Source organism: Pelosinus sp. sgz500959, from assembly GCF_042610375.1.
Lineage (GTDB): Bacteria > Bacillota > Negativicutes > DSM-13327 > DSM-13327 > CTSoil-075.
In genome coordinates this window covers 247,838-262,061 of record NZ_JBGJZL010000002.1, presented here as the reverse complement: position 1 = coordinate 262,061, position 14,224 = coordinate 247,838, and the positions used below count along the sequence as shown (strand labels likewise).

At 38.0% G+C, this 14,224-nt stretch carries 12 protein-coding genes; 1 reads left to right on the top strand and 11 read right to left on the bottom strand.

Annotated elements, in window-relative coordinates; genetic code table 11:
* The first annotated feature begins 181 nt into the window (after positions 1 to 181).
* On the top strand, positions 182 to 1,711 hold the full coding sequence (locus tag ACAN52_RS03920; protein ID WP_378952537.1) for a recombinase family protein: 1,530 nt from the start codon (positions 182 to 184) through the stop codon (positions 1,709 to 1,711).
* Between the two features lie 38 nt (positions 1,712 to 1,749).
* On the opposite strand, the gene ACAN52_RS03915 is transcribed toward ACAN52_RS03920, so the two are convergent.
* From ACAN52_RS03915 to ACAN52_RS03865, 11 genes are all read right to left on the bottom strand, one after another.
* Positions 1,750 to 2,379, bottom strand: a complete 630-nt coding sequence (locus ACAN52_RS03915; RefSeq protein ID WP_378952534.1) for an AAA family ATPase — start codon at positions 2,377 to 2,379, stop codon at positions 1,750 to 1,752.
* Positions 2,380 to 2,531: 152 nt separating this feature from the next.
* Complete coding sequence (gene hfq / locus ACAN52_RS03910) at positions 2,532 to 2,780, bottom strand: RNA chaperone Hfq (RefSeq protein WP_378952531.1); 249 nt, start codon at positions 2,778 to 2,780, stop codon at positions 2,532 to 2,534.
* Positions 2,777 to 3,760, bottom strand: coding sequence for a tRNA (adenosine(37)-N6)-dimethylallyltransferase MiaA (miaA, locus tag ACAN52_RS03905; protein WP_378952528.1), 984 nt, complete (start codon positions 3,758 to 3,760; stop codon positions 2,777 to 2,779). Before miaA ends, hfq begins: the two co-directional genes overlap by 4 nt.
* A 3-nt stretch (positions 3,761 to 3,763) precedes the next feature.
* Positions 3,764 to 4,549 (bottom strand): class I SAM-dependent methyltransferase, encoded by a 786-nt coding sequence (locus tag ACAN52_RS03900; RefSeq protein WP_378952525.1) that lies wholly within the window; start codon positions 4,547 to 4,549, stop codon positions 3,764 to 3,766.
* Positions 4,550 to 4,611: 62 nt separating this feature from the next.
* Entirely contained in the window at positions 4,612 to 6,438 is a 1,827-nt protein-coding gene (gene mutL, locus ACAN52_RS03895; protein ID WP_378952522.1) for a DNA mismatch repair endonuclease MutL, read from the bottom strand.
* Positions 6,435 to 9,044 (bottom strand): DNA mismatch repair protein MutS, encoded by a 2,610-nt coding sequence (gene mutS / locus ACAN52_RS03890; protein ID WP_378952519.1) that lies wholly within the window; start codon positions 9,042 to 9,044, stop codon positions 6,435 to 6,437. The genes mutL and mutS overlap by 4 nt, the downstream gene beginning before the upstream one ends.
* A 23-nt stretch (positions 9,045 to 9,067) precedes the next feature.
* Positions 9,068 to 10,393 (bottom strand): tRNA (N6-isopentenyl adenosine(37)-C2)-methylthiotransferase MiaB, encoded by a 1,326-nt coding sequence (gene miaB, locus ACAN52_RS03885; protein WP_378952516.1) that lies wholly within the window; start codon positions 10,391 to 10,393, stop codon positions 9,068 to 9,070.
* Positions 10,394 to 10,589: 196 nt separating this feature from the next.
* Complete coding sequence (locus tag ACAN52_RS03880) at positions 10,590 to 11,414, bottom strand: Asp23/Gls24 family envelope stress response protein (RefSeq protein WP_378952513.1); 825 nt, start codon at positions 11,412 to 11,414, stop codon at positions 10,590 to 10,592.
* Positions 11,415 to 11,487: 73 nt separating this feature from the next.
* On the bottom strand, positions 11,488 to 11,757 hold the full coding sequence (locus tag ACAN52_RS03875; RefSeq protein ID WP_378952510.1) for a translation initiation factor 2: 270 nt from the start codon (positions 11,755 to 11,757) through the stop codon (positions 11,488 to 11,490).
* Between the two features lie 104 nt (positions 11,758 to 11,861).
* The gene (locus tag ACAN52_RS03870) at positions 11,862 to 12,701 is read right to left on the bottom strand and encodes a PHP domain-containing protein (protein WP_378952507.1); all 840 of its coding nucleotides are present in this window, start codon (positions 12,699 to 12,701) and stop codon (positions 11,862 to 11,864) included.
* Positions 12,695 to 14,197 (bottom strand): leucyl aminopeptidase, encoded by a 1,503-nt coding sequence (locus ACAN52_RS03865; RefSeq protein ID WP_378952504.1) that lies wholly within the window; start codon positions 14,195 to 14,197, stop codon positions 12,695 to 12,697. The genes ACAN52_RS03870 and ACAN52_RS03865 overlap by 7 nt, the downstream gene beginning before the upstream one ends.
* Positions 14,198 to 14,224: the final 27 nt, after the last annotated feature.

Below are 14,224 nucleotides of genomic sequence, written 5' to 3'. Positions count from 1 at the left end.
GATTTTATAAATCACCCATAAGGCAACACTTGAAATGGAGAACTGGAACCATTTCGTTTTCAAGTGCATTACACTCACCTCCTGTATTCAGTTTAGGAGAGGTCTCAACTCTCCCAAACGCTATTATACCCAAGCTGATTGTGTTATGCAATCAGCTTTTTGTTTCCTAAAGGAGGCTTATATGATTGCAGCGCTTTATATCCGCGTTTCTACGGCCGACCAAGCAGAAAAGGGATATTCTCTAGAAACTCAACTGGCAGAAATTCGTCAAAAAGCAATTGAATTTGGAGCAGTAACGTTCATAGAGTTTATTGATGATGGTTATAGTGGCGAATATATTGATCGTCCGGCTCTCACCCAACTGCGTGACGGATTGGAAAGAAAAGAGTTTGATATAGTTGTGATCTACGATCCTGATCGTTTAGCTAGAAACTTAGCCCACCAACTCATTATTACAGAAGAAATAGAAAAGTCAGGAGCCAAACTGCTCTTTGTTTCAGTGACTTTTGAAGAATCCCCTGAAGGAAAGTTATTCTACTCCATGCGCGGTGCCATATCAGCATATGAAAAAGAGAAGATTAAAGAACGAACAAACCGTGGTAAAAAAGGGAAAGCTCGCCAAGGTAAACTTGTAAATAACGGCCACTGTTTTGGATATGATTATAGTAAAGCTGACAGCATGTATATGATTAATGAAGAGCAAGCTGCTATTGTACGTCAAATATTTGATCTTTGTATAAAAGATCAACTGGGTACCGCTCTTATTAGTAAGAAACTTAATAATGAATGTATACCCGCCCCCCGTGGTGATCGTTGGATTGTATCGAGTATACATCGCATACTCACCAATACAGCCTATAAAGGTATTGTTCATAGCATGAAACACAAATCTACCAAGACAGGTTTTAATACGCGTACAATTGAAACAAGACCAGAATCTGAATGGATACCGATCCAGGTACCAGCGATTGTCGATGAAGTCACCTGGCACTCTGCCCAAAAACAACTGCAAGCAAATAAAGATTTTGCAAAAAGAAATTTAAAATATGATCATCTTTTAAATGGTCTCATCTATTGTGCAAACTGCGGCAGAAAAATGAGCATTAAGCATTCTGGTAATATTGATCATCCAGTCAGTTATTATGTTTGTTTAACCCAAGTTAGCACTTCATATATGTACTTAGAAAATGAAAAATGCACAGTTAGACGTGTCCCTACTGTCATAGTGGATGAGTTAGTATGGAATAAATTATGCGAGCTCGCAGAAACTCCTGAAATAATTGCTCAATACGCACAAGATATTGGTAATCCAATTGTAACTACAAAGATTAAAAATACCTTACTAAAACTAACAGAGACTGAAAAAAAAATATCAACACAAAAAGAAACGATCCTGCGTTGGTTTCGCCAACAAGTCATTGATAGTAACGATGCAGAAAAACAGTTAGATGAGATTAACAAGCAGCTCATTGACATTGAGATCACTAAAAAAACCTTAAAAATTGAATTGAATTTTTTTGTGCCGCGGGCGAGTCCTGAAGATATTGCCAAAAATATAAAAAAACATTTTAAAGATACTCAATATTATGAGGAGGATGAGCGAAAAGCTGCTGTTCGCGCTGTACTTGAAAAAGTAGTTGTCGAACGCGTTGATAGGACCTATGGAAGGAACAGTAGACCTGAACTTACGATTGATTTAAAATTTTTATAAAGAAGTCTTAGTTGCCCTTACTTTTAATCAAGAATATGTTATACTTTCTGATTACGTAAAAAGCCATGAAACCATATTTTATATGGTTTCATGGCTTTAGGTTTTTGTACCCTCGCGCTTACCAGTACATCGATTGACTCTTTACCAAAATCTTTTTCCCCACCTCGCGCTAGAGAATATGCCTCATCAATAAATAAAATACCACCATAAGCTTTTTTTAATTGCTCACGAGTTTTTTGCGCCGTATGACCAATGTATTCTCCAACTAAATCAGCTCGCTCTACTTCAATCAGATGCCCGCGAGTCAATATACCAATTTCGCAGAAAAATTGACTCATAAGCCGAGCCGCTGTTGTTTTTCCGGTTCCTGGATTGCCTTTAAAAATCATATGTAAAACTAAGGGTTCTGTATGTAACTGTTCTTGCTTTCTGCGCCGTTGTATTTCAATAAAAGCATAAAGTTCTCGAACAATTTTTTTCACTTCTGAAAGTCCAATCAAATTATCTAGTTCATGAAAAATTTCATCAATTGGCTTTTTACCATGATTGGCTTTAACGCTTGATCCAGCTACATTATCAATTTCTTGTAATGTTTGCAGCGCTTGAATCGCTGATATTTCTCCTTTTTCAATCGCTAGAAAAACATCATGGGGCCAAATATATGTCATGATTACCACCTCATTACATGACTATAAGTGATACCATTATATGCAGTCAAAAGAAAAATGGTGAGCATAAAACATTCTATGTTCTGATTCCTAATAACAAAAAATCTCTTAGCTTCTAACCAAGAGATTTTTTATTATTAGGGCTTATTTATTTACTTATCGTCTTTCTTTTCCTGAAAACCAGCAGTTAATGGCCTAAGAGGTGTAATGGTTGAAATCGCATGTTTATAGACCAATTGTTGTTTTCCGTCATTTTCTATAATTACAGTAAAATTATCAAACCCCTTCACAACACCACGAAGTTGAAAACCATTTATAAGATAGATTATTACAGGTAGATTATTTTCTTTACGTATTTGATTTAAGAAACTATCTTGTAAATTAATAATTTTTGTTGTCATCGATTAATCCCTCCGTTTCTTATGTTTACTGGTTTACATTCTACTTCAAGATTAAATTTTCCTGCAATAACCTTGTAAAAACTTTCCATCATTTGATTATAATCAGAAAAATCATTCACATCAAACCATGTAATGTATGGCATCTTACGATACCAAGTCAATTGACGTTTTGCGAAATTTCGTGTGGCTTGCTTAATATTGTCTGTTGCAGTCAACAAATCCATTTCACCTTGCAAGTATCTCACAATTTCCTTATAACCAATGCCTTGCATCCCTTGACAGTTAATCGGCACCCCTTTTGCGAGTAAACGAGTTACTTCATCTACTAATCCTTGCTCCATCATCAGATCAACCCGTTGATTAATGCGACTATATAAAAGTTTCCGATCCATTGTCAGACCGATCACAACGGCATCATAGAGAAGTTCCTGTTCTTCTACGAGTTTATTCTGTGAAATCGTATCGCCGCTTAAGTAATAAACTTCTAAAGCTCGTATCACGCGACGCAGATCATTAGGATGAAGACGCTCTGCTGCACTTGGAACAACCTTAGCTAGTTGATCATGAAGATACTGATTACCATGCTCTTTTGCCAAAAGATCAAGTTTATTACGCAATTCTTCATCACTAGGAGTGGGATTAAATTGATACCCTTCTAACAAAGCCTTTACATATAAGCCAGTACCCCCTGCCAAAACAGGAATATGACCCTGCTGATTAATCTGAGTGATATGCTGACTCGCACGTTCTTTAAACTCTACAACGCTAAAATCTTCATTAGGTTCAAGAATATCGATCAAATGATGATGAATATTAGAGCGTTCATCCATGCTTGGCTTAGCAGTACCAATATTCATATCTTTATAAACGAGCATTGAGTCGCCAGAAATAATTTCAGTGCCTAGCATTTTTGCCAAATCAATACTGACTTTTGTTTTGCCGACAGCCGTTGGTCCTATAACAGCAATCATACGTTCCATCTATTAGTCTCCTATTTCAATTACGCCATAGTGAATACTACTATATTTCCCACCGTAAATATTCGTAATTCCTAAGCGTGTGAATTCGTTACTTTTATTTGACTCTTTCACAACAACTCGTTTCTTTGCTACGCGACAGGCTTCTTTTAAAGTATTTTTAGTAAGTGGGCTATTATCAGCTAAATAACGCAGCGGTTTCACATTGGAACTGCTATGGATAGGATGGCGAAACATGGGATCAAAATAGACGATATCGTAGCTTTTATCAGAGAGCGTTGTTAAGTATTTATAAGAGTGGCTATGTTTAACCTCAATACGACGAAAAGCATCGATCAGATATTGCTCATCGGTTTTAAAATGCTGCAGACCATAACTGGCAATAAAAGCAACAATAGGCGATGTCTCCAAACCGAGGATTTTTCCTGTATCCCCTATTATATAACTTGCAACAATAGCATCAGTAGCAAGCCCAAGGGTACAATCAAGGACTGACATCCCTTTTGTTAATGCCATGGCAGATACCATATGGTCATGTTGACCATTTAATAGATTTTTTATGCGTAATTCTGCCATATTAAGGTGAAAAAAATATTCCCCACCTGGCGTATTTACAAGTGGCCCTTTTTGCGCCACAACGATCACATTATCAACTTGATAGTGAATTTTTATGGCCATGAGAGAATGTTTAGCGCGAGGAACAAAAGGTATATTGAGTGTTGTTGCGATCTCATGAGCGAGAGTATTTATATCATTAGAAGGATGCTGCACAGTTGTTACAACTAAGTCCATAGTATCACCTATTGCCTAAAATATATTCTTTACGGTAGTTTAAACGTACATGATAGTTACCATCATGTACGTTTAAACATTTTATCGAGATCATGAGGACTAAAACGTATCATCGCTGGTCGTCCATGAGGGCAAGTATAAGGTAGTTTCGTATTACATAATTCACTGATAAGAGCTTGCATTTGTCTCATATTGAGTACCTCACCAGCTTTAATTGCAGCGCGGCAAGAGGCTATTTGCAGACAATTATGACGAAGTTCTTGTGCTGTAGGATTATGCATGTTTTGAATAAATTCTAATATTTGTCGTATAGAGTTTTCCGCTTCCGATAAGGGGATATCACTCGGCAATTCTGAAATGCGCATCGTACTCGGTCCAACCAAATCTAAACTAAAACCCAATTTATAAAAAGTTTCTTGATAATCAACGATAATCGTGATTTCTGTTGCATCACAGTCCATAAATAAAGGAACTAATAACTGCTGGGATGGAATTCGATCGGCATGCTGGCTCATTTTATCATAGAGAATGCGTTCATGAGCGGCATGTTGGTCAATAATATATAACCCATCATGACCTCTACTGATAATATAGCAGTCATCAACTTGTCCTAAAGGCTGTAGAGTAAATTGTTCTTCAGTCTGCTGATTAGGCAGCATCTCAACGACAGGTGACGGATTTTGAAACATCATAGAGTCATGTTCCATAGTAATCCGAGCTGTAGTGAGCGGTAATGGGTCTTCTTGCCATGCAATTGTCGTAGGCATAGGAGTGGTAGGATATTGAATTTCTTGCCGTTTAGGGCTTGAATGATAGCTTGGTACATCAGGAGTATAGTGATACGTATTAAAAGTTTTAAGCTGAGCCGTTGCAGCCAGTTGGGTCGGAGTATGAGCTGCCGATAACACATCGGTCACAGCTTTGTAGACGGCTCTAAAAATTTTCTGTTCTTCACTAAATTTGATCTCACTTTTTTGCGGATGAACATTTACATCAATCGTATCGGTACTAACCGTAATATTCAAAACGGCTAAGGGATAGCCACTTTTGGGCAATAAAGAGTGATAAGCATTATCTAAGGCCTTGGCAATAGAACGACTATTAATAACCCTTGAATTTACGATAAAGGTCTGCCATTGCCGATTACTTTTTAGAAGTGTCGGCTTACCTAAGTATCCAGAAATCTGAATGCAGTCTGCCGTATTTTCAAAATAGATGGGCAAAATGTCAGGTGCAATTTTCTGTCCATAAAGACTTGTCAAAGTATCTTGCAATTCATTATTTCCAGGTGTAGATAACACTAAACGATTATTATTGATGAGTTTAAATGCAATATTTGGATAAGATAAGGCTAATTTAATAATAATATCATGAATATGAGATGCTTCAGTCGCAGCTGTTTTCAAGAATTTTTTCCGGGCGGGGGTATTAAAAAAGAGATCTTTTACAACAATTGTTGTTCCTACATTCCCCCCGGCTTCCCGAATATCTGCCGTGATTCCCCCAGCAACTTCCACATAGGTAGCAAGTGATTCATTGTCATGCCGACGTGTCGTTAAGGAAAATTTGGATACAGCGGCAATGCTGGGCAATGCTTCCCCGCGAAAACCTAGGGAATGAATGGTCGATAGATCTTCAGCTAAGCGAATTTTACTTGTCGCATGGCGCAGAATGGACAGCTGGGCATCTGCAGGACTCATACCGCTTCCGTCATCTGTGATGCGAATAAAACTAATGCCACCATCAGAAATTTCAATTTCAATATGTTGGCTTTGGGCATCAATGGAATTCTCAACTAATTCTTTTACAATGGATGAGGGGCGCTCGACCACCTCACCAGCAGCAATTTTATTGGCTGTATTTTCATCTAATACATGGATGATATTCATAATTGACCAGACTCCTGTTTTGCCTGTTTTTGCAGATTATATAAAATATTCAGGGCTTCTAAGGGAGTAATTGTCATAATATCAAGTGCTAATACTTCATCAGCAAGAGAGGAAGTAAATAAAGAGGACATAGGTTCTGGCGCAGCTTCAACCACTACCTCCGTAACTTTATCTACAACAGATTGAGGTTGGGGATGCTTTTGTTCAAGTTCTAATAAGAGTTCTTGGGCTCGTTCAATTGCTTTTTTCGGCAAACCAGCTAACTGAGCTACATGGATACCATAGCTTTTATCAGCACCGCCTGGAATAATGCGCCGAAGAAATACCACATCATTTCCTCGCTCTTTGACAGCCACAGAATAGTTTTTAATTGTTTTACTATGATCAGCCAGTTCAGTGAGTTCATGATAATGAGTAGCAAGAAGTGTTTTAGCCTTAATTCGTTCTTTAATATACTCAATGACAGCCCTGGCAATACTCATACCATCAAAAGTACTCGTACCCCGCCCTATCTCATCTAAAATAATCAGGCTATTTTTAGTAGCATGTTTTAAAATCTGTGCGACTTCATTCATTTCCACCATAAAGGTACTTTGCCCTGTGGATAAGTCATCACTCGCACCGACTCTTGTAAAAATCCGGTCCACAGGACTGATGATCGCTGAGCGAGCAGGAATAAAACTGCCGATTTGGGCCATGAGGACTAAGAGAGCCACTTGGCGCATATACGTTGATTTACCTGCCATATTAGGACCAGTAATGACAATAATTTCATTACTGTGATGATTGAGTTCAGTATCATTTGGCACAAATAGCTGTTGATGAAGAAGTCTTTCTACAATAGGATGTCGCCCATCTTTAATGGTGATCTCCTGGGTTTGAGTGATTTGAGGCCGTGTATAGTTATGACGAAAAGCCACTTCACTTAAACTAATCAAGGCATCAAGCTGAGCCAGTTGCCTTGCTGTTTGTTGGATTTCTTTCATATGGGTTTTAATGTGATCGCGAATCGACGAAAAGATATGATATTCAATGATCACAATTTTTTCTTGTGCGCCTAAAATTTTACTTTCAAAATCTTTTAATTCAGGGGTTATATACCGTTCTGCATTACTGAGAGTTTGTTTACGAATATAGGTAGGTGGCGCGGAAGAGGTATGAGAATGAGTGATCTCAATATAATAACCAAAGACTCGATTATAGCCTACTTTAAGAGATTTGATGCCAGTCGCTTCTCGTTCTCTCGTTTCAATATCTTGTACAAATTGTTTACTATCTCTTGATAGAGCATGTAGCTCATCAAGTTCTAAATTATAACCAGGTTTGATCAATCCCCCTTCGCGAACTGAAAAAGGAGGGTTATCAATAATGGCAGCATCAATCAAACCGACCATATCAGTATGCGTCTGTAGGTTCTTATCAATATCACTTAAAAATTTAGTTGTTGCATTTTGTAGGGATGTTTTGATGACAGGCAGTACGGTGAGAGATGATTTTAATGCAACTAAATCTCGCGCATTGGCTGTCGCAACTTCAATACGAGTCAAAATACGTTCAAGATCATAAACACTTCCAAGAGTATCGTGAATATTTTGCCGTAATGCAGGCTTTTCTAACAGCTCTGCAATGGCATCTTGACGCTGCACAATCGTATTTGTACTGAGCAAAGGATATTCTAGCCATTTTTTAAGCAAACGTGCCCCCATGGCGGTTTTGGTATAATCAAGAACGGATAGCAAGGTATCTTTTTTTCCACCATCTCGCACATTACGTGTCACTTCTAAATTACGCATGGTTGTGGAGTCAACAACCAGGTATTCGGAGGAATTGTATTTGATGAGACGGTTAATATGAGATAAATCGGTTTTAACAGTTTGGTGAAGATAATAGAGTAGATAACTAATTCCTGTTAAGGCTACGTCATGTTCTGGTAACTCTTCACGACTAAAATGTTGACTTGGTAACTCATTAGCATATTTTAAGTCATCAATTGTTAAAGTAGTATGAGTACAATGAGGAATACGATTGCTGATAAAGGCATTCAGTTTATCCATATTACTAATCGGACTTGAAAAAACTAATTCTGTGGGCATGAGGCGAAAGAGTTGATCATAAAGTGCCGTTAAGCGCTGGGCACCAGAAAAAAGTGCCCAGAGACATTCCCCTGTTGAAATATCAGTCGCAGCGAGAATGAGTTCTTCATCTTCTTCATAGAGAGCTACGAGAAAATTATTGTTATTTCCTGGTAATAAATTCTCTGAGATAATCGTGCCCGGGGTAATGATTTTAACAACTTCCCGGCGTACAAGCCCTTTCGCTTGTTTAGGATCTTCCACTTGTTCGCAGATAGCCACTTTGTAGCCTTTATTAATCAAGCGGGCAATATAATTTTCCGCTGAATGGTAAGGAATACCACACATAGGTACTTTTTTACTTTGACCGCCATCACGAGCCGTAAGAGTAATTTCTAGTTCTCGAGATGCAAGTTCTGCATCGGTAAAAAACATTTCATAAAAATCACCCATACGGAAAAACAAAATTTCATTAGTATGTTTACTTTTAATGTCAAGATATTGTTCCATCATGGGAGTATAGCGTACTGTCATAACTCCATTCTCCTTGTCTACAATCAAGTTGTAAGCTGACCTTTTAATATCCAGGTTTGTGCAGTCGTAATTTTTACTTTCGCAAGTTCACCGATTTTTTCAGTGCCTTGTTTATCCCATAAAATAATTTTATTGGCCCCTGTACGACCCATGAGACGATTTTCGTCGTTTTTGCTAGGCCCTTCTACCATCACCGTTACCGTTTCTCCTGTGAGGGTTTTATTAATGGCTAAACTAATTTCATTTTGTGCATCCATTAATTGCTGTAATCGTTCTTGTTTCACTTGGGGCGGGACTTGATCAGCCATAGTAGCTGCCGGCGTTCCTGAACGTTTGGAATATAAGAAGGTATATGCCGAGTCAAATTTAATTTCTTTCATAAACTCTAGTGTTTCTTTGAATAACTCATCAGTTTCCCCAGGGAAACCGACAATAATATCTGTGGTAAGGCTAGCATGAGGCATAACCTTACGAATTTTTGCCACGAGTTCACGGTAATAGTCCGTAGTATACCCCCTATTCATTGCTTTTAGGATGGTATCACTACCTGATTGAACAGGTAAATGGAAACATTCACAGATTTTTTTACTATTGGCAATGACCTCAATGGCTTTTTCATTCATATCACGAGGGTGTGAGGTCATGTAACGGATGCGTTCAATGGTCTCTACTTGGTCTACCGCTTGGAGAAGATCAGCGAAGTCACCATATTCATCCGTATCTTTGCCATAGGAATTAACGTTTTGCCCAAGGAGGGTAATTTCTTTAAAACCTTCAAGACCTAATTGATGAACTTCTTTCACGATATCTTCAATGGGGCGGCTGCGTTCTCTGCCCCGTACATAAGGAACGATGCAGTAGGTACAAAAATTGTTACAACCATACATGATCGGTACCCAAGCTGAGATATTTCCTTTCCGAATAGTTGGCACATCAGGAGCTAAGCGCTCGGCTTGGTCCCATACGGCTAATACATGGTTTTTCGTTTGTTCGAATTCTTTTACTAGCTCTACTAATTGATGTACATTATGGGTACCTAGTACTAGGTCGATATGAGGCGCTTTTACAAATAGCTTTTCTCGATCTTTTTGTGCCATACAACCCGTAATACCAATAATCAAATTTGGATTACTGGCTTTGAGTGTTTTTAATTCTCCAATTTTCCCATAGATCTTCTTTTCAGCACTTTCACGTACACAACAAGTATTGACTAACACAAAATTAGCTTCACTTAATGACTCTGTATATTCATAGCCAATACTTTTAAGCTGGCCAGCAAGTCGTTCCGAATCGTGTTGATTCATTTGGCAACCGTAGGTAACAATGGTAAAATATTTTGAATCTAACATAGATATATATTCAACTCCTGCAAAATTTCTTTATTCGGTATCTGAAAGAAAATAATTTAAAGATACCTTATATCCTAAGTATTATAGCCTAAATGAGTATGTTTATCAAATAAGAACCTTTAATCACACTCTGCTCTAGATAGTAACGCTCTTAATGATAGGATTCATCGCTACATTCAGAAGAAATATAAATGGTTTACTCCATACTAAGTCGTTTAACAGTGATGTTGACCTCTTTGACCATCAAACCTGTCATATGTTCCACCATGCTTTTAATACGTCCTTGCGCCTCATATGCAATATCCCATAAAGGTGTTCCATATTTAGCCGTAATGTCTAACTGAATGGAGATTCCCTTTTCATCATCATATGAATTTTTCACATTAATTTGATTAGCGCGAGGAATTTTAGGATCGCTAGTCGCAACATAATCAACAATTTTGGCAATGGCAGCATCAGAAATCAGTAATTTACCATAATAACTAAAAATTGGACGTACAATGGATTTTTCGCCAATTTTACGTCGACGAGATTTAGGTTTCTTAAAAAAGATTTCGAGTGGGTCAACTAGATAACCAGAAAAGTGTGGTTTTAATTCAATGGTTGGTACCGGAATGACATGTTTACCTTCTTTTAACCGACTCTCGCGAGCTTTTTCGATTTCGGCTGGAGTCGCAATATCTTCAATCATAATCACTTTGCTCTGTTTAGGCAATCCTAATACGTGGAGAATTTTTTCAATCATATTAATTGAAGTTCCCAAAACTAAAATACGATTTGGTTGTACGCGAGCGATTGTTTCCCTAACTTCTTGCGCATGAGTTTCTTCCATAAAGATAGCTCTTTTGACAGCCATTATTTTACTGGATTCACTTTTAGCTGAACGACCAGCAATTATTTTACTATTTTTTATGAGTAGACCATCATCTATAATTGTATCAATATTATATTCATGTGCCACAACGAGTGCACGATGACTTTTTCCTGTTCCGCTTGACCCCACTAATGCGATCACATCCATTAGCTAACCTCCCGCTTTCTATCTAACTGTAATAAGGGCTCATAAATAAAAATAAACACCTTTACAGGTGTTGTCAAGTTAAATTGGAAAATAGTCTAATTTTCTCTTCTAATTTGGCAATCAGTGAATTTTGCTGCCTGATGGTTCGCGCATAATGACAATTGCTTTTTTGTAATTTTCGATTCTGATTTTCGACTTGGAGTAATTCTTTGTGTATTTCATTTTCTAAACAATCGAGTAAATTCATTAACACACGGCGGCTCATACGAAGAGCGACTATTTTTTCTTCTAACTCTCTAATATGTGCACGTAACCCTTCAATCAGGTTGATGTTCTCATCCATTACTCATCCTCCTGAAATCATTGACTCATAGGGTCATAAGGACTTAGATTCAAGTAAAATGATGATTCTACTTGAATCAAGTCTTCTTTAAAGTATATGATGATTTACGAACATTCATGTGTTGAAGGTTTTTGTAATTCACAAGCTAAGTCAGCAGGAACGGTAAAAATACCTAATTGCTTTGGAAACCGAGCTGGGATCGCATGAAAGTCTGATCCACCTGTTATTTTAAGATGATATTGCTTAGCCATTTCATGATATTTTTGTATTTGCCTCTCATCATGAGTGGGATGATAGACTTCCAGTCCACAAATGCCTGAATGAATAACATCTAAAACAATATCATCACTACCAACTAAGCCAGGGTGGGCTAATACAGGAACACCACCAGCTTTTTTTATAAGATCAATGACTTGTTTTGGTGTTAGCTTATAGTGGGGGACATAGGCTGGGCCATCCTTACTAAGAAGTGTTGTAAAAACATCTGAGATCGTGGAAAAAAATTTCTTTTCTACTAATGCTTTAGCAACGTGCGGTCGTCCGATTGCAGTGGCATAGACTGCAAGTTCTACGACTCGCTCATATGTAATCGAGTAGCCTAATTGATTTAGTTTATCAATCATTTGTTTAGCCCGTTCATGTCGATGGTTAATTAAAATATTTAATTGGTTGCGCAGTTCAGGATGATGGATGTCAATATGGTATCCAAGAATATGAACCTCATTTTCGGGTAAATCTGTGCTTAATTCAATGCCGGGAATGATCTTTAGACTATCAGGTATTGATTGAGTCATTTCGTTAAGCTGCAGCAAACCATCTACGGTATCATGATCTGTAATTGCAATATAAGATAATTTTGCTCGTATGGCTTCTTTCACAATATCTGTTGGTGAAAGTCGTCCATCTGAGGCTGTCGTATGAATATGTAGATCAGCTGTTAACATGCACTCATATTTTGGGCTAATTGTATCAATGTACGAACACCAACTCCAGTGCCACCTTTGACAATATAGCCGCTCTCCTTATCACCATCAGAAGTACCTGCGATATCAATATGGACCCAAGGGATCTCATTGACAAATGCCTCAATAAATAAGCCTGCTGTAATAGCTCCGGCCATGCGACCACCAGAATTTTTAAGATCCGCGATATCACTCTTGATTTGCTCTTTGTATTCATCAAAGTTGGGCAATTCCCACATTTTCTCCCCTGTCTGCTTCGCAGCATGTGAAACTTCCTTACAAAAAGCTGCATGATTTGTGATTAAACCCGAAGCTACATTTCCTAAGGCGATCACACATGCACCTGTTAAAGTTGCTACATCAACGATTTGAGTAGCGCCTAGCTTTTGCGCATAGGTTATTGCATCGGCAAGAATCAATCGCCCTTCGGCATCAGTCGTAATGATTTCAATTGTTTTACCATTCATAGAAGAAATGACGTCACCTGGTTTATAAGCATGACCTGAAGGCATATTTTCTGTACAAGGTATAATGGCGAGAATATTGACTTTAGGTTTTAACTGCCCAATGGCAAGCATAGTTCCAAGAACTGTAGCACCACCTGCCATATCACCTTTCATCTCACCCATGTTTAAACTTGGCTTAATAGAGATACCACCACTATCAAAAGTTACGCCTTTACCTACAAATGCTGTCATCTGATGATTATCTTTATCACCAATATATTTGAGCACAATCATTTTAGGCGCTTGCGCGCTCCCTTGGGCAACGGCTAACAGGGCATGCATTTGTTCGTTTTCCATATCTTCTTTTTCTAAAATATTAATTTCTAAATGATGTTGCTTAGCAATTTTTTGTGCCTCTAAGGTAAGCTGAGTGGGTGTCATATATTTTGAGGGGTGATTGACTAAATCACGAGCTACATTAACACTTTCGCCAATGATTTTTCCTTCTTCAACACTTTGGCTGATTATGGAGGCTTTTTCTATATTATTTTCGATAATGAATAATTCTTGAATTACATCAGAAGTTGGTGCTGTTGTTTTATAATAGTTAAATTGATACGTGCCTAAAAGTGCACCTTCTATCATCCCTTGTGCAATTGTTTGTACATCGTATTGCTTACCATCTAAAACAGGCATCATCGTCGCTACAGATTTAGCACGAAGTTTCTGTGCTGCGCGCATTGCACTACCTGATAAAGCCCGAATTTTATCAAGAGTAAGCTCTGATTCTTTCCCCATACCAATTAGCATGACACGTTTTGCAGAAATAGCACCCCATGTATGAATGATCGTCACTTCACCATAGTTAGAGCAATGAGGTTGCTGTGAAATGAGTGTGCTAAGATGATCTGATAGGGCCTGATCAATAACAGTTGCCTCCTCACTCAGTGTTATAGCGCCTTCTAAGAGATGAATCAGTAAGATATCACATGGGGTTTCTGTAATCGAGGTAGTCAGTACTTTTATTTTCATAACTTAACTCCTTATTTTATAACTCTA